Origin of the sequence: Paramesorhizobium endophyticum (assembly GCF_014640615.1) — a bacterium.
Classification (GTDB): Bacteria; Pseudomonadota; Alphaproteobacteria; order Rhizobiales; family Rhizobiaceae; genus Paramesorhizobium; species Paramesorhizobium endophyticum.
Map to the genome: position 1 here is coordinate 1 of NZ_BMHH01000041.1, position 18981 is coordinate 18981.

The 18981-nt window shown below is 60.3% G+C and carries 19 protein-coding genes, 1 tRNA gene and 1 pseudogene; 6 read left to right on the plus strand and 15 right to left on the minus strand.

The genetic code is table 11. The features are described 5' to 3' along the window. Positions 1 to 195 precede the first annotated feature (195 nt). From IEX53_RS22720 to IEX53_RS22745, 6 genes are all read right to left on the minus strand, one after another. A tRNA-Pro gene (locus IEX53_RS22720) sits at positions 196 to 272 on the minus strand. Between the two features lie 177 nt (positions 273 to 449). Continuing rightward, complete coding sequence (locus IEX53_RS22725; protein ID WP_188826461.1) at positions 450 to 755, minus strand: hypothetical protein; 306 nt, start codon at positions 753 to 755, stop codon at positions 450 to 452. A 417-nt stretch (positions 756 to 1172) separates the two neighbouring features. Then, a complete protein-coding gene (locus tag IEX53_RS22730) occupies positions 1173 to 2429 on the minus strand; it encodes an O-antigen ligase family protein (protein WP_188826462.1) in 1257 nt (418 codons plus the stop codon). Continuing rightward, the gene (locus IEX53_RS22735) at positions 2426 to 3967 is read right to left on the minus strand and encodes an undecaprenyl-phosphate glucose phosphotransferase (protein ID WP_188826463.1); all 1542 of its coding nucleotides are present in this window, start codon (positions 3965 to 3967) and stop codon (positions 2426 to 2428) included. The genes IEX53_RS22730 and IEX53_RS22735 overlap by 4 nt, the downstream gene beginning before the upstream one ends. A gap of 92 nt (positions 3968 to 4059) precedes the next feature. Continuing rightward, positions 4060 to 5208: a glycosyltransferase family 4 protein gene (locus IEX53_RS22740; protein WP_188826464.1), complete on the minus strand. Its 1149-nt coding sequence runs from the start codon at positions 5206 to 5208 to the stop codon at positions 4060 to 4062. Between the two features lie 16 nt (positions 5209 to 5224). Next, entirely contained in the window at positions 5225 to 5770 is a 546-nt protein-coding gene (locus IEX53_RS22745; RefSeq protein WP_188826465.1) for a polysaccharide biosynthesis/export family protein, read from the minus strand. Positions 5771 to 6021: 251 nt separating this feature from the next. Here IEX53_RS22745 and IEX53_RS22750 point away from each other — a divergent pair, with 251 nt between their 5' ends. After that, complete coding sequence (locus IEX53_RS22750; RefSeq protein ID WP_188826466.1) at positions 6022 to 8226, plus strand: GumC family protein; 2205 nt, start codon at positions 6022 to 6024, stop codon at positions 8224 to 8226. Positions 8227 to 8552: 326 nt separating this feature from the next. On the opposite strand, the gene IEX53_RS22755 is transcribed toward IEX53_RS22750, so the two are convergent. After that, entirely contained in the window at positions 8553 to 9674 is a 1122-nt protein-coding gene (locus IEX53_RS22755) for a GNAT family N-acetyltransferase (RefSeq protein WP_188826467.1), read from the minus strand. A gap of 9 nt (positions 9675 to 9683) precedes the next feature. After that, the gene (locus IEX53_RS22760) at positions 9684 to 9902 is read right to left on the minus strand and encodes a DUF2842 domain-containing protein (protein ID WP_188826468.1); all 219 of its coding nucleotides are present in this window, start codon (positions 9900 to 9902) and stop codon (positions 9684 to 9686) included. A gap of 155 nt (positions 9903 to 10057) precedes the next feature. Here IEX53_RS22760 and IEX53_RS22765 point away from each other — a divergent pair, with 155 nt between their 5' ends. The 3 genes from IEX53_RS22765 (at position 10058) to IEX53_RS22775 (ending at position 11873) form a co-directional block, all read left to right on the plus strand. Beyond that, a complete protein-coding gene (locus IEX53_RS22765) occupies positions 10058 to 11128 on the plus strand; it encodes a COX15/CtaA family protein (RefSeq protein ID WP_188826469.1) in 1071 nt (356 codons plus the stop codon). Positions 11129 to 11240: 112 nt separating this feature from the next. Then, complete coding sequence (locus IEX53_RS22770) at positions 11241 to 11531, plus strand: type II toxin-antitoxin system RelE/ParE family toxin (RefSeq protein WP_188826470.1); 291 nt, start codon at positions 11241 to 11243, stop codon at positions 11529 to 11531. A 9-nt stretch (positions 11532 to 11540) separates the two neighbouring features. Continuing rightward, positions 11541 to 11873, plus strand: coding sequence for a HigA family addiction module antitoxin (locus IEX53_RS22775; protein WP_188826471.1), 333 nt, complete (start codon positions 11541 to 11543; stop codon positions 11871 to 11873). Between the two features lie 49 nt (positions 11874 to 11922). Here IEX53_RS22775 and IEX53_RS22780 read toward each other — a convergent pair whose 3' ends face one another. From IEX53_RS22780 to rplM, 5 genes are all read right to left on the minus strand, one after another. Next, positions 11923 to 12876 carry a cation diffusion facilitator family transporter gene (locus tag IEX53_RS22780; protein WP_236016337.1) on the minus strand — a complete coding sequence of 318 codons (954 nt, stop codon included), beginning with the start codon at positions 12874 to 12876 and terminating at the stop codon, positions 11923 to 11925. A 96-nt stretch (positions 12877 to 12972) separates the two neighbouring features. Next, on the minus strand, positions 12973 to 13908 hold the full coding sequence (argC, locus tag IEX53_RS22785; RefSeq protein WP_188826473.1) for an N-acetyl-gamma-glutamyl-phosphate reductase: 936 nt from the start codon (positions 13906 to 13908) through the stop codon (positions 12973 to 12975). A gap of 78 nt (positions 13909 to 13986) precedes the next feature. Next, the gene (speB, locus tag IEX53_RS22790) at positions 13987 to 14937 is read right to left on the minus strand and encodes an agmatinase (RefSeq protein ID WP_188826478.1); all 951 of its coding nucleotides are present in this window, start codon (positions 14935 to 14937) and stop codon (positions 13987 to 13989) included. Between the two features lie 158 nt (positions 14938 to 15095). Further along, positions 15096 to 15578, minus strand: a complete 483-nt coding sequence (gene rpsI / locus IEX53_RS22795) for a 30S ribosomal protein S9 (RefSeq protein WP_188826474.1) — start codon at positions 15576 to 15578, stop codon at positions 15096 to 15098. Between the two features lie 2 nt (positions 15579 to 15580). Further along, the gene (gene rplM / locus IEX53_RS22800; protein WP_188826475.1) at positions 15581 to 16045 is read right to left on the minus strand and encodes a 50S ribosomal protein L13; all 465 of its coding nucleotides are present in this window, start codon (positions 16043 to 16045) and stop codon (positions 15581 to 15583) included. Positions 16046 to 16499: 454 nt separating this feature from the next. Here rplM and IEX53_RS22805 point away from each other — a divergent pair, with 454 nt between their 5' ends. Beyond that, positions 16500 to 17786: an O-acetylhomoserine aminocarboxypropyltransferase gene (locus IEX53_RS22805; RefSeq protein WP_188826476.1), complete on the plus strand. Its 1287-nt coding sequence runs from the start codon at positions 16500 to 16502 to the stop codon at positions 17784 to 17786. Between the two features lie 5 nt (positions 17787 to 17791). Continuing rightward, complete coding sequence (locus IEX53_RS22810) at positions 17792 to 18007, plus strand: hypothetical protein (protein WP_236016338.1); 216 nt, start codon at positions 17792 to 17794, stop codon at positions 18005 to 18007. Between the two features lie 66 nt (positions 18008 to 18073). On the opposite strand, the gene IEX53_RS22815 is transcribed toward IEX53_RS22810, so the two are convergent. Both IEX53_RS22815 and IEX53_RS22820 read right to left on the minus strand, forming a co-directional pair. Next, positions 18074 to 18307 carry a conjugal transfer protein TraD gene (locus IEX53_RS22815; RefSeq protein ID WP_188826477.1) on the minus strand — a complete coding sequence of 78 codons (234 nt, stop codon included), beginning with the start codon at positions 18305 to 18307 and terminating at the stop codon, positions 18074 to 18076. 194 nt (positions 18308 to 18501) lie between these two features. Next, positions 18502 to 18981, minus strand: a pseudogene (locus IEX53_RS22820) (transposase); the annotation flags it as partial.

Genomic DNA, 18981 nt, shown 5'->3' on the forward strand with positions numbered 1-18981 from the left:
TGGCTGCGCTGCCCATCGGCACAAAATCAGCCGCCGCGTAGAATTGAGATTCTTCACGGTCGACGAAATCCGACCCGGAAATATCAAAAAGTCCGGAATAACAGCCTCTGAAGGTAATCCAGATACCATAGAAGCTTCGACGAGCCGCTCATGCGGTGCCGCTTCGGATACCTTTATCGGCAATATAAGAAAAAATGGTCGGAGCGACTGGACTCGAACCAGCGACCCCTTGACCCCCAGTCAAGTGCGCTACCAGGCTGCGCTACGCTCCGAACCGGTGAAAGCCTTAGAATGGTAAAGGTTTTTCCGCAAGCCCTAAAAATGAGAAACCGGCAGAAAATGCACATCGGGGCATGGCACCCTCGCGCCAAACCCCGAGTTCAGGGGTTTCGCAGTTATACGTTGAAGCCCGTGGCCGCACACATGACACATGTTGAATGGCGTAACGATCAGAGCATATCGTTGTAGGGTTCCTTCGTGCTGCCTACCAGCCGCGCCAGATCGGAGAATGTCCAGGTTCGCTCGGGCGCAGCGCTGTTCGCGATCTGGAGGACGCGGATCGGAAAGCAGATGGCATCGCGGTTGGACGGGTTGAGATCCTCGACAAAGCGATCATCCCCACGGGCCGTCGCCTCAGCCTCCCTCAACGCTTTGTCGATTTCGGACTGCGAAAGAAGGCCTTTCTCGACGAGCTTCTGGTTGATGGCCGCGATTGCGAGACACAATCCCTCGATTTGCAAATTGGCGACATTCATTAGCGTCTTCCTCTGGTTTGGGCTTTCCTCTCTCAAACGCGACAGCACGGGCTTTGCTCCACAGATGGGAACGGTCAAAGTGAGCCCGCCGCTCGGTCAAGCCGGGCAGGCCGTTTTGGCTGTCTTGAAATGATTGGGCGTCGTGTTAATATATTTTGCAGAAGTAGGTGAGACGGATTTTCTGCCGGTTGAGGACTGGGCCGAAGCCCGATCCCCGTTTTCTTACTCTTTACTGATCGTCAGGGTGAACCGCCAAGTCCTGAACCTGACTGTCAGAGTAAGCCGGTTTTTCCAATCGTCTCACCTCCTTTCAGTCTGGCTGGATCAACAAAACCCAGTGGCAGATCATAATTATACTTTCCATGAAATTTGAAGCCCGGTTGGGGCGGTCGATTCGAAAAATTCAGCGCGCTATTTTTAGAAGGCAGGTTCGGCGGCTTTTGCCCTATGCCGCGTCTCCAGCGCCACACACCCCCAGATGATCCCTATCAGGAGATAGAAGTGCCGCCAGTGGTCGGTATCGATGACATTGCCGACCATCACATGGGTCAAATAGGTGATATAGGCGCAGATGAGATAGGGCTGCCAGGGCCGGTTGCGCAGGAGGAGGCGTAGGCCCATGCCGATGGTCAGCATGGTCATCGTCAGGAAGGCGGCGAAGCCGAGCCAGCCATAGTCGAGCAGCGCTTTCAGCCACATATTGTGCGTGTCCTCGCCATAGATCGGGCCGAACTCCAGCGGGCCGATGCCAAGCGGATGTTGCGCCGACAGCACCAGCCCATACCAATGCCGTGCAAACCGGCCGATGCGGTCGGTATCGTAGGATTGCACCAGCTGGGCGCGCTGCGAGAATAGATCCGCCACCTGCGGGATCTGCAGGGCGGCGAGGATGGCAAGGCCGATGATGAGAAGCGCCAGACCCGCAAGCACGATCAGCTTCACCCGAAACTTGTTGCTGGGGTTCTTGAGGGCAAGAAGAAGGGGCAACAGGACCATCACCACCAGCAGCATTCCCCACGCCGCGCGGGAAAACGACAGGAGAAGCCCCAGCACCAGCACAAGCAGAGGAGGGATATGCAGGAGCAGCGCGCGCGGCTTGCCCGTCAGGATCTGGTGAATGCTCCATGCCGCCGGCAGGATCAGAAACGGACCGAAGACGTTTGGGTCCTGGAACGCGCCCTTGGCCCGCCCGTAAAGCGTGAAGACATCCGCGCCGGGGAAGGCGTTGAAATAGCCTAGAACGCCCAAGATGGAGGTGAGGAGGGCGGCCAGGTAATAGCCGTGAAAAATCGTCGCCAAGCGGCGATAATCGGCCTCGATAATGGCCGCGAAGAAGACGGCGGTGAAGGCGAGGAAGAGCGAAACGCCGATATAGAGCGGTGCGGTTTTCAGGTCCGGCATCTGGCTGGCCGAAATCACCCCGCCGAAATTGAACAGCACCAGCAGCGCCAGCAGCACCGCCGTCACGCGCGAAATCCTGAGCCCGAAGAGCGCCCAGACGGCGATGAGCCCCACCATGTAGAGCTCATAGGGCGCGGGCTCGTCGATCACAAAGCCGCTAAGAAACACGCCGAGGCCGATGGCGCCCTTCGAGATCAGCCGCACGAGCGCCCGGTTGACCGCCGCCTTATCGGGAACGGGGGCAGGAGAGGTGCTTTCGGCGACCGCGCTCAATAGGCGTTGTCCGTATTGAGAAGGCGGATCGGGGTGAGGAACAGGATTTTCAGATCGAACCAGAGCGACCAGTTCTCGATGTAATGGAGGTCGAACTCGGTGCGCATCTTGATCTTCTCTTCATTGTCGATCTCACCGCGCCAGCCATTGATCTGCGCCCAGCCGGTGACACCCGGCTTCACTTTGTGGCGCGCGAAATAGCCGTCTACCACCTCGTTATAGAGCACATTGTGCGAATGCGCCGCGATGGCATGGGGACGAGGCCCGACCAGCGACAGCGTTCCTATCAGCGCGTTGAAGAATTGCGGCAGCTCGTCGATCGAGGTCTTGCGGATGAAGCGGCCCACCTTCGTCACGCGCGGGTCGTTCTTGGTCACGGCCTGGCGCGCGGTCGGGTCGCACTGCTCGATATACATCGAGCGGAACTTCCACACCTCGATGACCTCATTGTTGAAGCCATGGCGCTTCTGCTTGAAAATGACCGGTCCCTTGCTCTCCAGCTTGATGGCGAGCGCTGTCAGAAGCATGATGGGCGAGAATACGGCTATGCCGATCAGGCTGAAGACGATATCGAAGGCGCGCTTGGCGACATAATCCCAATCGTTGATCGGCTTATCGAAGACGTCGAGCATCGGCACCGAGCCGATATAGGAATAGGCGCGCGGACGGAAGCGCAGATGGTTGGTATGGGCCGAGAGGCGGATATCGACCGGCAGCACCCAGAGCTTTTTCAGCATCGAAAGCACGCGCGCCTCCGCCGTCAGAGGCAGGGAGACGATCAGCATGTCGATATGGGCGATACGGGCGAACTCGATCAGTTCCGATATATTGCCGAGCTTCGGATAGCCCGCGACAATGGGCGGCGAGCGGCGATTGTCGCGGTCATCGAAGATGCCGCAGATGCGGATATCATTGTCGGGCTGCTGCTCCAGCGACCGGATCAAATCCTCCGCATTCTTGCCGCCACCGACGATGACGGCGCGCCTTTCCATGGTGCCGTTGCGCGCCCAGCCGCGGATTTTCCGTGCGATGACGAGGCGCAGTCCGATGAGCAGCACGAGGCCGCAGCAGAACCAGGTGCCAAACCAGAGCCGTGAAAACTCTTCCGAGATTTTCAGGAGAAATCCCGTCAGCGCCAGCAGAGCGAGGACACCGATCCAGGAAAGGACCAGCCTCCCCAGATGATGCACGGGATTGCGCAGGGCCATGATCTGATAACCGTCCGCCATCTCGATCAGCAGCACGTAGAGGACCGCACCGGCAAGGATGGCGAGGGGGTAGATATAGGCTAGATAGGTCTGGAGCCCGACATAGGCCACGAAGATGACGAGGCCGGATAAGAGCACCAGCCCGAACTCGGCGATGCGCATCAGCCCGCTGACCATGACGGGCGAAATGGTATCGCGGCGATATTGATGGGCAACCTGGCTGGCCGTTGGATTGAGCTTGAGCGGCTCCGCGGTCGCGCCGCCGCCCGCCCCCTCCATGCGGGTGACTGCCTCTCTGCTGAAAGGCCCATTCGGTTCTATGTTGTTCATGGTAGCGTCTCGCCCCGAGGATCGCAAAAACAGGTCGCCCAGATACTAAGCCCGATCGCTTATATATTATCGGTCGCTCCCGGGGGAAAGGCTCAATCTGCCGGGAGCGCCGCCCGATAGACTTCTTCTATAGCTTTTGCCATGGCAGCAGCGCCAAATCTTTGACGGATCTGCTCATGATCGGGCATTTTTTCGTGATAGGCTGAAGGATCGGCGGCAATTTCCGCCATTTTTACTGCCAGCGCCTCGGTATTGGGCGCCACCATCGTCGTCGGCGCAGCCCCGAGAATCTCCGGTATGCCGCCGACATGGGTTGCGAGGATGGGCCTGCCCGCGGCGAGAGCCTCGAGCACGATATAGGGCAGCGCCTCCGCCCGGGAGGGAACAACCACCGTTCGACCCAGCCGGAAAGCCTCGCGGATCGGCATGGGATCGCGGAATGTCACCCGTCCCTCCAGACCCAGTTCCTGCACGAGCCGGATGTAGCGCGGTTTTTCCGCCCCATCGCCCACCAGGACCGCCGAGAGCTTGCGTTCGGCAAGCCGCTCCGCGTCCCCGAGGGCGCGGATCAGCATGTCCGGCCCTTTCAGGTCGCGCATCATGCCGACATAAAGGAAATCGGCGGCTTGGGGCGACGCCTCGATCTTTTCGAAATCCGTGTCGTTCAATCCATTATGGATGACGGCGCTGGGGCATTTCGGCTGCCTGATCTTCCTGATGTAGGAATCCTGCTCATATCGGGAGACGAAGATGATGGCGTCTGTCAGCGGCTCCATCATCTTTTCGGCGGCGAAGACGAGCTTGCCGGGCCATTCGTCATGCATGAAATGCAGGCTGCCGCCATGCGGTGAATAGAAACGGGCTACGCGAGACCTGAAAACCCGTAAGGCTGAGCCGAATATGCGCGAGTGGACGCCGCCTTTGGCGCCGTGCCCGTGCAGAACATCCGGCTGCAATTTCTTGATGATGCCATATGCCTTGGCTCCGGCGAGGAGATCGCCCGGCCCGACATGGCGCTGCATTGCGATGCGATGCACACCCAATGCGAGGTGATCGCGGATGCCGTCGAACAGATGGTCTTCATAAACGCCCCCTGTCGAGGAGTCGCAGATGATGCCGACTTCATGTCCCGCCGCCGATTGCGCGCGGGAGAGGTCGCGCACATGCCGGAAAATGCCGCCGACCGGCGAACGGAAGCAATGGACGATACGCAATGGCCGGGCACTCGCGACATGGATCATCGATCACATTTGGGAATTAGAACAAACGCTCGCGGACATAGATGGTGTCGCCGGGCAGCAACGGGTCGGTGATGAGGACCCGTCCGGTAATGATCTTGCCGTTGAGCTGCCGGGTAATGTCCACATTGGCCTGTTCCGCACGCGGGGTGAAGCCACCTGCAGCGGCAATTGCCTTCTGCGCGGTCATGCCCGGCACATAGGAGTATTGCCCCGCCGCGCCCACTTCGCCCATGATGAAAACGGGCCGGTAACGGTCTATCTCGACTGAAACATCCGGGTCGCGCAGATAGCCGCCGCGCAGTTTCGTCGCGATGTCGCTTTCCAGTTGCTGCAGGGTGCGGCCTCGCGCCGGCACCTTGCCGATGAGCGGGAACGAGATATAGCCCGAGGGATCGACATTGTATGTATTGGTGAGGTCGGCCTGCTCGAAGACCGTGACGCGCAGCCGATCCCCGGCGTCCAGGATGTAGGGCCGGTTCAGCGCCTCGTGAAAAGCGGGTGGTGCGGGAACATAGCTCGCGCATCCGCTGACGGCCATGAGGGCCGCGCCGAAAGCCGCCATGAAGATGCGCCCAGAAATACGCCTTGTTTCTCGCACCGCTTGCAACCTCAGTTTCCGCCGTAACGTCTTCCGCCGCCGGCAGGTATCCCACAATCGTCATGCTGTTATCGAATGGTTAGGGTTAATGGCTGGTAAAAGCTAACCTTGCAATCTCGACTTTTTTCGGAACCTGCCGTTTAACCTGATGGTTACTATACGTATTTACCATACTTGCCAGCCCCGAGCGTGGGGGCGGTGTGGAGTATGAGTTCATGTCCGGTGCGGCTTCGGCGGGTAATGATGTCGATATAGATTTGGGCGCTCTGTTCGGCAGCCTCCGGCGCCACGCGCTCTTCATCCTCATAGGCGCGCTGACGCTCGCCGCGCTCGCTCTGCTCTTCTGCATGCTGGCGACGCCCGAATACCGGGCCGAAAGCCGGATATTGATCGAAACGCGCGAATCCGTCTTCACGCGGCCCAATGGCGAAACCGCCGCCGACCGCCCGGTCATCGACCAGGAAACCGTCAAGAGCCAGGTGGAGGTCATCGCCTCTTCCGATCTTCTCAAAAAAGTGGGCGACAAGCTGAAGCTTGCCGAGACAGATGAATTCGGCAGGCCGTCGCCCCTGTCGCGCCTGCTGATTTCGCTGGGGTTGAAGCACGATCCCACCCAGGTCTCGCCGCAGGATTACATGCTGCGCGAGATGCGTGAGCATCTGCAGGTCTATAATGTCCCGGATTCGCGCGTGATCGTCGTGCAGTTCTCGTCGAAGGGTCCGGCGCTTGCAGCCAAGGTCTCCAATGCGATTGCGGACGAATATATCGCCCTCCAGCGAGCCGCCAAGCTGCAATCGACTGACGACGCGACTGCCTGGCTCCAGCCGGAAATCGCCGACCTCAGCAAGCGCGTCAAGGAAGCCGAGGCCAAAGTCGCCAATTACCGGGCTTCCACGGATCTCCTGCAAGGGCAGGGGGAGGCGCCGATTGCCTCGCAGCAATTGTCGGAAGTCTCGTCCGAGCTTTCGCGGGTTCGCGCCAACCGGGCGGCAAGCGAGGCGAAAGCGGAGGGCATCCGCAATGCGCTGGCAACCGGTGCGCCGCTCGATACCCTCCCGGATATCGTCGCCTCCGGTCTGATGCAGCGGCTCCGCGAGCGGCAAATCCAGTTGAACTCGCAGATCGCAGACCTCTCCACCTCGCTTCTTCCGGGCCATCCGCGCATCCGCGCCTTGCGCTCGCAGCTTGCCGACCTGGACCTGCAGATCCGCGTTGAAGGCCGCAAGATCCTGGAGAGTTTCGAGAATGAGGCTTCGACCGCGAAACTGCGCGAGACTGAACTGAACCGCGAGCTGAACCGGGTGAAGGCGCAGGCCGCGCAGGCCGGGGGCCAGGCGGTGGAACTCAGGGCGCTGGAGCGTGAGGCGACGGCGCAGCGTGAGCTGCTCGAGACCTATCTCACCCGGTACCGCGAAGCGGCGTCGCGCACCGACCGCAACTATCTGCCGGTGGACGCTCGGGTTTTTTCTCCAGCCGACATTCCGGCGCAACCCTATTTTCCCAAAACGCTCCCGATCGTGGGCGCGACATTCTTCGCGGGGCTTCTCTTGCTTTCGATCTTCGTTCTCTTGCGTGAACTTTTCAGCGGCCGGGCCATGCGCCCTGTCGATGGCACCGCGCAGCCGCCTGCCGACGAAATCCGCATGCCAGCCGCGGCAGCAACCGCCGCGCCGGTCGCCGCCGCTGTGGCGGACGATGACGAGGAAAAGGCGCCGCGCCGCGCCCGGTCCGATCGTCCGCTGCCATCGGCCGAGACCGTGCAGGAGATTTACGACAGCTACACCGCCATTGGCGACGAGCTGCCGGAAAACCCTCACAGTGTGCCGTCCATCGCCACGCGGCTCGTCGAGCTTGGCGCAACCCGCGCCCTGATCGTCTCGCCGGAGGGCGATGACGGCTCCGCTGCCTCTGTGCGTTTGGCCCGCGAACTTGCCGACGGGAATTTGCGCGTCATCCTCATCGACATGACGGGAACGGGCGCCATCAGCCGGGCGATGCTCGACGGCAGGACCGTCTCGGGCATCACCGACCTGCTCGCCTCGGAAAAGCAGTTCACCGATGTGATCCACAGCGATCATTATTCAGATGCGCATGTGATGCCTCTGGGCCTCGCCGACCCCGAACGCGCCATGCGCGCCATCGACCGGTTGCCGATCATCCTCGACGCACTGGAAGCTGCCTATGATATTGTCGTGGTGGAATGCGGGCCGTCCAACGCCGAAGCAATCAAGCGGCTTTATGGCGCGGCAACCCAGATCATCCTCAGCATCGTCGATATCGAGGACAATGCCGTGGCGCTCGCGGCTCTGGACCTGGAGGACAACGGCTTCGAAGACGTGCTGATCCTGATGGGCTCGGAACCCGAAGCGCCCGTTCCGCCCGCCGGCGGGAAGAAGAAGGGCTCTCGGCTGGGGTGGTAAATCAGGCCAGCATGTGGCGCTGGACACTACCTATACGTTTGTTATGAATAATGGGTCGAGGGGGAAATCGCAGTAAACGCCTTGTCCAGCCGGCGTGCCGATGAAGATGGGCTGCATCGGCATTGCCGAGTGCCTCGCTCTCGAACCCGGAGTGAAAATTATGGGCCACTATTATCTGCCTATAATCATCACGCTAGAGGTAAGAAAGACCCGCACGGGCTGGATAATCCGCGTGCGAGTCCAAATCTTGCCATTCTAGTGAAAGGCCTCTCGCAGTTACCCCTGCGGGAGGCACTTCGGAAATATACTGCTTCCCTTCATCAGTTTCAAGACATCCGCGCCCGCAGCTTCTGGACCAATTTCCAGACCTTGGGATTCCCCTTCACCGCTGCCGTAACAGCATTGCGCGCCCGGTAAGCCGCCGCATAGGCGCGGCCTCTAGGGGTGAAGCCCAGCACGCCATCGTAAAGCGGCAAGTCGATATCGCACCAGTCGCGCTTATAAGGCTCGTCGCCGATGCCGAAGCTGTAGATGGCGACGCCTTCCGCGCAGCTTTGCGCGATATCTTCGAAGAAGAGGAACTCGCCAGGACTTGCCGAAACCATATCGTCATCGGCAATGCCGGCGAAATCGACGGTCAACCCGTCCTTCCAGTAGGATTTGCCCATCACCGCACGGACGATGCCGTCCACTTCCAAACCTTTGATCTCGAACGTTCGAGGCGTCACCCCTGCGGCTTCGCCAAATAGCGCATGAAAGAATTGCTGTACGCCGGGCTCGCCGAACACATTTTTTATGCCGTTTTTCGCGAAGCGCTCCGCCTTAATGGTGAAGAAGCGGTCGAGCAGCGCGCGCGCCTCGTCAGCGGTAGCGGCCGCGATGATGCGGTAGCCGCCCGCTTCTTCATAGCGGCGGGTATGCTGGCGATGCTTCTTCCGTTTGCGTTTGGGGTTGCCCCGCTCGAGCACGCCGTCAAAGCCGCAGCCCAGCGAGGCGGACAAAACCGGGTTGGGATTGCGGGCATGGCGTAGGGAGAGGAGGGGATTGACCGTCTCCCCAAGAGAACCAAGCTGCCGCGAGAGCAGGAGCATATCGATATCGGGCCGCGCTTCACTGATGGCGCGCAGGAGCGAGCGAATATCGTCCGCGCCGATCAGCTTCGCGGCATCACGCTTTAGTACCGGAAAATTGCCGTTTGCATGGGTGCCCCCGGGAAAACGCGCCAGCCTGACAGCACCGGATTTCACGACCTCCAGCGGCAGCATCAGCACGGGCGTTTCGCCATCGTGGAGCGCCGCGATGAAGCAATCTTGATTGGCGTGTTTCTGCCAGTTGCGCACAAAGGGAGCGGATTGCGGCAGCCCCGCGACATATCCTTCAAGATCAGGAGGCAGGAGACGAAACGCGGCGTCTACATCGCCGATGATACGAGGCGAAAAGCGGGCCATGAGCGGGGCTCAGCCGTTTTTCCGGCGCGGCGGCTTTTCCATCCAGGAAATGATCCACATTGCCGGAAGCACCCAGAGGATACCCGTGAAGAAGAAATAGGCCAGATGCACCCAGCCGCTCGACTCCGCCAGATGACCGACCGCGATGATCGTCGCCAGCACCGCATAGATCGTCACCAGCGCCACCAGCAAAAAGGTTCCGATCAGTTTCTTGAGCCTCACCGGCATCGGACGCACCCCACTTGTTCTGTCGATCTAACTACTGTTTCTGACGAACAAGGAAAAGGGGAAAGAAGGGCGACGGCGTGTCGCGCGGGTTTTGCTTGTCTTGCGGGCAGGGATGCGGCAGGTACTTGTGCGGAATTTAACGCGGAGTGAATGGCATGTCGGTAACAGCGATGGGCGGCAAACTTGTTTCGCTGGGAGAGCAGGAGCAGCGCAACCGGCGCGCCGTGCGCATCTGGCTCTATGCCGTCTTCGCCGTGCTCATCGCCATCGTCATGGTCGGCGGCGCAACGCGCATGACCGGCTCCGGCCTTTCCATCACCGAATGGAAGCCCATCCACGGCGTCATTCCGCCCCTGAATCAGGCAGAATGGCAGGAGGAATTCGAGAAATACCGGCAGATCCCGCAATATGAGCTGGTCAACAAAGGGATGACGCTCAATCAGTTCAAGGGCATCTTCTGGTGGGAGTGGGCGCACCGGATGCTCGCCCGCGGCGTCGGCTTCCTCGTCGCCATCCCGCTCGCCTTTTTCTGGCTGACCGGCAGGCTCGAGCGCGGGCTGAAACCACGCCTTTTAGGCATATTGGCGCTGGGCGGCCTGCAGGGCGCGATCGGCTGGTGGATGGTCGCCTCCGGCCTCGCCGAGCGCACCAGCGTCAGCCAGTACCGGCTCGCGACGCATCTGACGCTCGCCTGCATCATCATCGTCGCCGTCTTCTATGTGGCGCGCGGCCTTGCCACCTATACGCAGCGGCCCGCCAGCCGCGCGATCCAGCGCTTCGCCGGCTGGATGGTGGTAGCCGTTCTGGTGCAGATCTATCTCGGCGGCCTCGTCGCGGGGCTTCATGCCGGCCTCACCTACAACACCTGGCCATTGATGGATGGCGCGGTCATCCCGTCGGACCTTTTCACGCAATCGCCCTGGTGGCGCAATCTCTTCGAGAACCCGAAGACCGTCCAGTTCGTCCACCGCATGTTCGCTTATACGGTGCTGGTCCTGGTGCTGCTTCACGCCATGCAGGCCTGGCGGAACGCCCCCAGAACCACCCATGCGCGCCGTACGCTGGTGCTGGTCGCGCTGATCGTCGCGCAGGCCGCCATCGGCATCGCGACCTTGGTGGCAAGCGTGCCGATCGAACTGGGCCTGACGCACCAAGCCTTCGCGCTGGTGGTGCTTGCTTTCGCCGTAGCACACTGGCGCGCGACGAAGGGCGCTTATGCGGGATGAAGCACGCGCCTGCCGCTCATAAGGACTGAGCGAGATACGTCGGCTCAGGCGAATTCGTCATATATGTATGGTGTCAATTGACGCCATACGCTTTTTCGGGCAACATTCACCCATGCGAATTCGAAACGTGGTCCATAAGGGGTTGCGCCGGTTCATCGAAGATGACGACCCCGCCGGCTTGCAGGCGGCCCTTGTGCCAAAAGTTCGCCGGATCGTCTCCTTCCTTCAGGATATGGAACAGGAAGAAGAGTTGCGCACGGTTCCGAGTTGGAAGGCTCACCAACTCACCGGCGATCGAAAGGGCACATGGAGCCTCTTCGTGACGAAGAACTGGCGGATCACCTTCAGGATCGACACAGCCGAAATAGAAATCATCGATCTCGATTATGAAGATTACCACTAGGAGATGGCCATGGCTGCAAATTTAGGCATTCGCTTGAAAAACCCGGCTCATCCCGGCGGCTTTATCAAGCATGAAATTATCGAGCCGCTTGGCCTGTCCGTGACGGGCGCGGCGGAGGTGCTGGGTGTAACGCGGGCAACGCTTTCTGCATTGCTCAATGAGCGCGCGCATCTGTCATCGGAGATGGCGCTGCGCATCGAGAAGGCTTTCGGCGTATCGATGGATACGCTCATGCGCATGCAGAACAGCTACGACATTGCTCAGGCCCGCAAGCGGGAAGGGGAGATCAACGTCGCGCCCTTCAAGGGCAAGCCACTCGATCCCCAAACGGCGCAGGTCTGAGCGGGAAACCGCGCCGTGCTATCCATGCAAGAAGGTTCCTTCCATTACATCATTCGGCCCATTCGGGATCGGCGGTGAAGACGATCGTCAGCCACCGGTCCGGACTGGCTTCGCCGAGCGCGTCGCCGATTTCATCGCGCAACTTATCCCATTCTTCGATGGCTCTCGCCGGGCTGCCGGGCGGGACGATGAAATAAAGCTCGATCTGGGTGCTTCGTCCCACCTTCGCAGCGTAGGCGCGATATGAGGTGAAGCGGTATTTTTCGGTGAAACGCTGCGCCACCGTCTCCACATGCAGCAACAGGGAAGCCGGCGTGATCAGCAGCATTTCGGAGAAGGCCTGCCGCACGGTCGAAATCGGCAGCGGAATGATGACGAGACAGACCAGCATCAGCGCGCCGGGGTCGATATAGGGCGAAAGCCACTGCCATTGTGTGCCCTGCACGGCATAGCCGAGGCAGAACGCGACCAGCAGCGCGGCGGTGATGCCGCCATCCATGATCCAGCTTTTTATGTCGATCCGCAGGAAATCCGATCCGATCTTGCGGTTGGCGCGCGTCTCGGCGGCGGCCATGAGGAAGCAGACGGCGACAGCGACGGCGGCATAGAGGAGCGCCCATCCGAATTCCAGCTCGTGCCCGCCATCGAGCAGGCGCGATGCCGCGTTAAAGAAGGCGTATACCGCGACGCTGATGAGAATCACGCCGTTCAGCCCGACCAGTATCGGCTCGAAATGCCAGAATCCCATTGAAAAGCGTTTGCGCAAGCGCGGCGACAGCCTCTGCGAGGTGGCATAGGAGGTGATGAGCCGGGTGACGATGAGCGCAAGAAAACTCATGCCCGCGTCGACAAGCGAGTAGATGCCGTCGAAGACGATGGAAAAGGAGCCGGAAAGAAGGCCGAAGGCGATGCCGACAGCGGCCACCAAGATCGTGACGGCGATCGAGATGCGCAGCACGCCCCGCTCGTCGCCAAAATCGAAGAATGTGCTCTTCTCCATCATTTGCATTCCCTTTTCGCGCTTGCGAGGCAGGGCCGGCGCATGATTCCCAAGATGCAGAGATCATGCGCCGAAGAAGAGAGCGCTTATGCGGCGGCTCTATCCGTTGCCCAGCATCAGGTCCATGTTCTGCACCGCCGCGCCGGATGCGCCCTTGCCGAGATTGTCGAGGAGGGCGACGAGATTGACCTGTCCATCGCCTTCCGTGCCGAAAACGAAGAGCTTCATCCGGTCGCTGCCTGCCAGTTCCTCTGCGTCGACGCGGGGAAGCTTCGCGCTAACCTCCAGCGGTACCACCTCCACAATGTCCTGCCCGGCATAATGCTCAGCCAATACCGCGTGGATTCTCTCGAGGGATGGCTGACCTTCGAGTTCGCTTGTGTAAAGCGGCACCTGCACGATCATGCCCTGCGGAAAACGCCCGACGCTGGGGCTGAAGATCGGCCGCCGGTCGAGCCTTCCGTGCAATTGCAGCTCTGCCACATGCTTGTGGCGCAGCGGCAGGCCGTAGAGGAAACTATTGGCGGTGAGATGCTCCGGATGGTTCTCGTCTTCCATCTGGGCGATCAGCTGCTTGCCGCCGCCCGTATAGCCCGAGACGGCATTGACCGTGACCGGGTAATCTGCAGGCAGCAGCCCGACATCGCGCAACGGACGGACGAGGGCAATCGCGCCGGTCGGATAGCAGCCGGGATTGGCCACGAGCCGCGCCTCGGCGATCCGCTGGCGCTGGCCCTTGGCGAGTTCCGCAAAGCCATATGCCCAGTCCGGATGCACGCGATGGGCGGTCGAGGTGTCGATCACGCGCGTCGAATTATGCCCTTCGAGCAGAGCCACCGCCTCGCGCGAGGCATCGTCCGGCAGGCAGAGAATGGCGATATCGGCGGCGCGTAAGTAGTCGGCCCGCAGATCCTTGTTGCGCCGTTCCGCCTCGGGGATCGAGATCACGTCGAGATCGTCGCGACCGGCCAGCCTCGTGCGGATTTGCAGGCCCGTTGTGCCATGTTCGCCATCGATGAAGATTTTCGGTTTCATGCGTTCTGCCCGTTATTTCAAAGGGATAGGGATATTTGCGGATTCTGTTTTAGAGCCACCTGAATCAATATCGAAACTTCATCGTCGCGCTCGTCTCTCAGCCAGCAGCCCCAGATAATACATGGCAATGGTCGCTCCGGCGATGGCTGTCATATCGGCATGGTCGTAAGCGGGCGCAACCTCCACCACATCCGCGCCCACGATATCGAGGCCGGCGAGCTGCCGGAGCACGGACAGCATCTTGGCGGAGGAGGGGCCACCCGCCACAGGCGTTCCCGTGCCGGGGGCGAAGGCCGGATCGAGGCAATCGATGTCGAAGGTGAGGTACACCTTGCGTCCCGCGGTCCGCTCGATAATAGCCCTTGCAATAGCCGCAGCGGACATCTCCTCCACCTCATGGCCATGGATGAGCTTGATGCCGCAATCCTCGGGCGCATGGGTGCGGATGCCGATCTGGATGGAATGCCGGGGATCCACCACCCCATCGCGCACCGCGCGGGCGACGAAGGAGCCATGGTCGATCCGCCTGCCATCGTCGAACCATGTGTCCTGATGCGCGTCGAACTGCACCAGCGCCAGCGGGCCATATTTCGCCGCATGCGCCTTCAACAGCGGCCAGGTGACGAAATGGTCGCCGCCGAGCGAGAGCAGAAACGCGCCTGACTTCAGTATCTTCGCCGCCTCCCGTTCGATCGTCGCGGGCGTCTTCTGGTGATTGCCGTAATCGAGCAGGCAATCGCCGTAATCGATCACCGCCAACTCTGCAAAGAGATCGCGATGGAACGGATATTGCGGGTCATTGTCGAACATGGCCGACGCGCGCCGGATCGCTTGTGGCCCGAACCGCGCTCCGGGCCGGTTGGAAACCGCCGCATCGAACGGAATACCCCAGACCACCGCGTCGGCGTCCTTCAAATTCTTCGTATAGCGCCGCCGCATGAACGAGAGCGCGCCCGCATAGGTCGGGTCCGTTGCCTCGCCGGTCAGATTGCGGGCGGTAAAGGCGTGATCGATGGATTTGGAGGGCATGGCATGTCCAGCGAGATAGTGAACAGTGAGATAGTGAGTAGGGGAGATCATTTTCTATCTCACTATTCCCTACTCACTATCTCACTAATCATTATGACAACAAAAAAGCGGGCCCGAAGGCCCGCTTTTCCGTGGGTTCCGCCCTGAAACGCCAAAAATTAACGCTTGGAGAACTGGAACGAACGGCGGGCCTTCGCCTTGCCGTACTTCTTTCGCTCGACCACGCGGCTGTCGCGGGTCAGGAAGCCGCCCTTCTTGAGAACCGCGCGCAGGGCCGGCTCGTAATAGGTCAGCGCCTTGGAGATGCCGTGACGCACGGCGCCCGCCTGGCCGGAAAGACCGCCGCCGGTGACGGTGGCGATGACGTCGAACTGGCCGGCGCGGTTGGTCGCGACGATCGGCTGCTGCAGGATCATCTGCAGCACGGGGCGCGCGAAATATTTGTCGAATTCCTTGTCGTTGATCACGATCTTGCCGGAACCCGGCTTCACCCAGACGCGGGCGACCGCGTCCTTGCGCTTGCCGGTGGCATAGGCGCGGCCAAGCGAATCGAGCTTCTGGACATGAACCGGCGCGGCTTCCGCCTGGGCGGCGACAGCGACATTGCCGAGTTCTTCGAGCGAGTTGAGCTGCTCAGCCATGATTATGCAGTCCTCTTGTTCTTGCGGTTCAGCGCGCCGACATCGAGCACTTCGGGCTGCTGGGCTTCATGCGGATGCTCGGCGCCGGCGTAAACGCGCAGGTTCTTCATCTGGCGGCGGCCGAGGGGACCGCGCGGAATCATGCGCTCGATCGCCTTTTCAACGACACGCTCGGGGAAACGGCCCTCGAGGATCTGGCGCGCGGTGCGCTCCTTGATGCCGCCCGGATAGCCGGTGTGCCAGTAATATTTCTTGTCCTGGACCTTTTTGCCGGTCAGGACCACCTTGTCGGCATTGATGATGATGACGTTGTCGCCATCGTCCACATGCGGGGTGAAGGTGGCTTTGTGCTTGCCGCGCAGGCGGTTGGCGACGATGGAGGCGAGACGGCCGACGACGAGACCTTCGGCGTCAATCAGCACCCACTTCTTCACCACCTCTGCCGGCTTCTGGGAGAAGGTTGTCATGTTACGATCCTTGAAAAATCCTTCAACAGAGGAAGGCTTTTTTTGTTGCTTGCGTTGGCCCGTGGCATGAATGCTGCCGGGTCAACAGGAATGCAGGAAGCACGAGACCTCCCACATCTGGCGGCCAAATACATTGGAAGCTGTGCCGCGTCAAGCTTTTCTTTTCGAGGTATTGCGGAAAACATCAATAAAAACAATGGCTTGTAAAATTGGTATTATAATACCTCATAAAAATGACGTTTGAATCGGATTGTCGAGCATCTGAATCGATCTCTGCGGGTTTGCGTTTAAGCAACTGTTTTTCAAAGGACTTTCTAATAGAGCCCGGCGAGCCCATATTAACAGCCCGAATATCCTCCCCATCTGGCCCTTTCCGAAATGATTTTGCTTTGATTCCGGCAAAACGACGGCCATAGATAAGGACAACAAACAAAGACGCCCAGGAGGAGAAAACATGGCCCAACGCAGCCCCGGTATCGAAACCCTTGCCGTCCACGCCGGCGCGAAGCCCGACCCGACGACCGGCGCGCGCGCCACGCCGATCTACCAGACCACATCTTTCGTCTTCGAGGATGCGGACCACGCCGCCTCGCTCTTCGGTCTGCAGGCCTTCGGCAATATCTACACCCGCATCACCAACCCGACGCAGGCCGTGCTTGAGGAGCGCATCGCCGCGCTGGAAGGCGGCACGGCGGCGCTTGCCACTGCTTCCGGCCACGCGGCGCAGCTTCTCGTTTTCCACACGCTCATGCAGCCGGGCGATAATTTCATCGCCGCCAACAAGCTCTATGGCGGCTCGATGAACCAGTTCGGCCATGCCTTCAAATCCTTCGGCTGGGAGGTGCGCTGGGCCAATACGGACGATCCCGCCTCATTCGAAAGCCTCATCGACGAGCGCACCCGCGCCATCTTCGTCGAAAGCATCGCCAATCCCGGCGGCATCATAGTCGATATCGAGGCGATTGCCGAAGTGGCGCAGAAGCACGGCCTGCCGCTCATCGTCGACAACACGCTCGCCTCGCCCTATCTCATCCGCCCCATCGAGCATGGCGCCGATATTGTCGTCCATTCGCTGACGAAATTCATCGGCGGCCATGGCAATTCCATGGGGGGCATCATCGTCGATGGCGGCACGTTCGACTGGTCGAAATCGGGCAATTACCCGCTGCTCTCCGAGCCCCGGCCCGAATATGCCGGCATGGTGCTGCACCAGACTTTCGGCAACATCGCCTTCGCCATCGCCGCTCGCGTGCTGGGCATGCGCGACCTCGGCCCCGCCATCTCGCCCTTCAACGCCTTCCAGCTTCTGACCGGCGTGGAAACACTCCCCCTGCGCATGCAGCGGCACTCCGACAACGCGCTGAAGGTCGCCGAATGGCTGGAAAAGCACGACAAGGTTGCCTGGGTGTCCTACTCGGCGCTTCCCTCCGACAAATACCACGCGCTCCAGCAGAAATATTCCCCCAGGGGCGGCGGCGCGGTGCTGACCTTCGGCCTGAAGGGCGGCTATGAGGCGGGCGTCAAGCTGGTCGGCAGCCTGGAACTCTTCTCGCATCTCGCCAATATCGGCGACACGCGCTCCCTCGTCATCCACCCCGCCTCGACCACGCACCGCCAGCTCTCCGACGAGCAGAAGATCGCCGCGGGGGCAGGGCCGGATGTCGTGCGCCTCTCCATCGGCATCGAGAATGCGGACGACATCATCGCCGATCTCGACCAGGCATTGGCAAAGGCGGGCTGATTCCCATGACGCAGCGCGCACTCTTCCTTCTCCGGAACCATCACATGCCGTCGATCATGGCGAACTATGTCAGCCATTATGAGACGGGTGCGGGCAATCCCTTCAACGCCTATGCCTTGCTGGGCGTTCTGCAAAGCGTGGACGCGCTCGCCGATTGTTTCTGCATGACTGATCCTACGACCAACCAGCGCAGGTATTACCGGAGGCTTGATCGGAAGTGACCGCTCAAACCGTGCGATGGCGGGCGGCGATGCGATATGTGGGTCTCCACGCCCGCCCGCCATCGGTCACGCACCATTCTGCTGCGGCCATACCCTGTCGCTCGGGCTTGCTGGACGATCCAGCTCGAACGCCATCTTTCCCAGTTTTGTCCAGACGTCGCGCGCATGTTCGCCTTGCTCGCTTCTGAGTTTTTCTGCCATCCAGAGGAGCGCGCCGAGGATGGTGGCACGGTCGTCGCGGGTCAGTTCCACGATACCGGCCTTGACGACGAGACCGCCGAGTTCGATCAGATGTCGCACCGCGCTAAAAACCTCAGCGTCCTAGACGGGCTTAATTGATACCTATGGTGTCGTATGCTGATTGCAACCCTGCGCCGAGATTACGCGACTTAGCGAACATATGGCAAAAACACATTTTTGCCATATGTTTTCTCGGGCGCGCACGCGCAACCAATAAATTCTAAGCTCAGTGACGCTGGAAATTGCTCGATAATCCATTCGATGTTTATCGACCGACAGCAGTACCAGATAACCCAACGGCGTGGCAGGACGATGAACCCCTTGGCCTGATCGGACCGCTTGACGATCTCGACATTGACCTGGGCGATTGCCTTCTGCAAGCCTTTCTGAAACTGTGGCCCCTGATAGCCGCCATCGGCATAGAGCTTGAGCAGGAAGGGATAGCGCCCGAATAAGGTCGCCATCACCACCACACCGCCATCGCGATCCTGAATGTCGGCGGGGTGAACGAGGGCATGCATCAGGAAGCCTTGGGTATCGACGAAAATATGCCGCTTCTTGCCCTTGATCTCAGCGCAAACGCAGTTTGTCGCGGTTTTGCCTGCATCGTAGCCATGCGGGTCGATCGAGGCCCCCCTTTTTCCGCACTTTTGACGCTCTGGCTGTCGATAATGGCGGCGGTGGGCGAAGCCTCGCGCCCCGCCTGTTCCCGGCAACCCATATAGAGCGCCTCG

Excerpts from the sequence above, each read along its gene's own strand:
- IEX53_RS22725 (WP_188826461.1), bottom strand. The coding sequence starts at position 755 with ATGAATGTCGCCAATTTGCAAATCGAGGGATTGTGTCTCGCAATCGCG.
- IEX53_RS22735 (WP_188826463.1), bottom strand. The coding sequence starts at position 3,967 with ATGAACAACATAGAACCGAATGGGCCTTTCAGCAGAGAGGCAGTCACC.
- IEX53_RS22740 (WP_188826464.1), bottom strand. The coding sequence starts at position 5,208 with ATGATCCATGTCGCGAGTGCCCGGCCATTGCGTATCGTCCATTGCTTC.
- IEX53_RS22745 (WP_188826465.1), bottom strand. The coding sequence starts at position 5,770 with ATGGCGGCTTTCGGCGCGGCCCTCATGGCCGTCAGCGGATGCGCGAGC.
- IEX53_RS22750 (WP_188826466.1), top strand. The coding sequence starts at position 6,022 with ATGTCCGGTGCGGCTTCGGCGGGTAATGATGTCGATATAGATTTGGGC.
- IEX53_RS22755 (WP_188826467.1), bottom strand. The coding sequence starts at position 9,674 with ATGGCCCGCTTTTCGCCTCGTATCATCGGCGATGTAGACGCCGCGTTT.
- IEX53_RS22760 (WP_188826468.1), bottom strand. The coding sequence starts at position 9,902 with ATGCCGGTGAGGCTCAAGAAACTGATCGGAACCTTTTTGCTGGTGGCG.
- IEX53_RS22765 (WP_188826469.1), top strand. The coding sequence starts at position 10,058 with ATGTCGGTAACAGCGATGGGCGGCAAACTTGTTTCGCTGGGAGAGCAG.
- IEX53_RS22770 (WP_188826470.1), top strand. The coding sequence starts at position 11,241 with ATGCGAATTCGAAACGTGGTCCATAAGGGGTTGCGCCGGTTCATCGAA.
- IEX53_RS22775 (WP_188826471.1), top strand. The coding sequence starts at position 11,541 with ATGGCTGCAAATTTAGGCATTCGCTTGAAAAACCCGGCTCATCCCGGC.
- IEX53_RS22780 (WP_236016337.1), bottom strand. The coding sequence starts at position 12,876 with ATGATGGAGAAGAGCACATTCTTCGATTTTGGCGACGAGCGGGGCGTG.
- argC (WP_188826473.1), bottom strand. The coding sequence starts at position 13,908 with ATGAAACCGAAAATCTTCATCGATGGCGAACATGGCACAACGGGCCTG.
- speB (WP_188826478.1), bottom strand. The coding sequence starts at position 14,937 with ATGCCCTCCAAATCCATCGATCACGCCTTTACCGCCCGCAATCTGACC.
- rpsI (WP_188826474.1), bottom strand. The coding sequence starts at position 15,578 with ATGGCTGAGCAGCTCAACTCGCTCGAAGAACTCGGCAATGTCGCTGTC.
- rplM (WP_188826475.1), bottom strand. The coding sequence starts at position 16,045 with ATGACAACCTTCTCCCAGAAGCCGGCAGAGGTGGTGAAGAAGTGGGTG.
- IEX53_RS22805 (WP_188826476.1), top strand. The coding sequence starts at position 16,500 with ATGGCCCAACGCAGCCCCGGTATCGAAACCCTTGCCGTCCACGCCGGC.
- IEX53_RS22810 (WP_236016338.1), top strand. The coding sequence starts at position 17,792 with ATGACGCAGCGCGCACTCTTCCTTCTCCGGAACCATCACATGCCGTCG.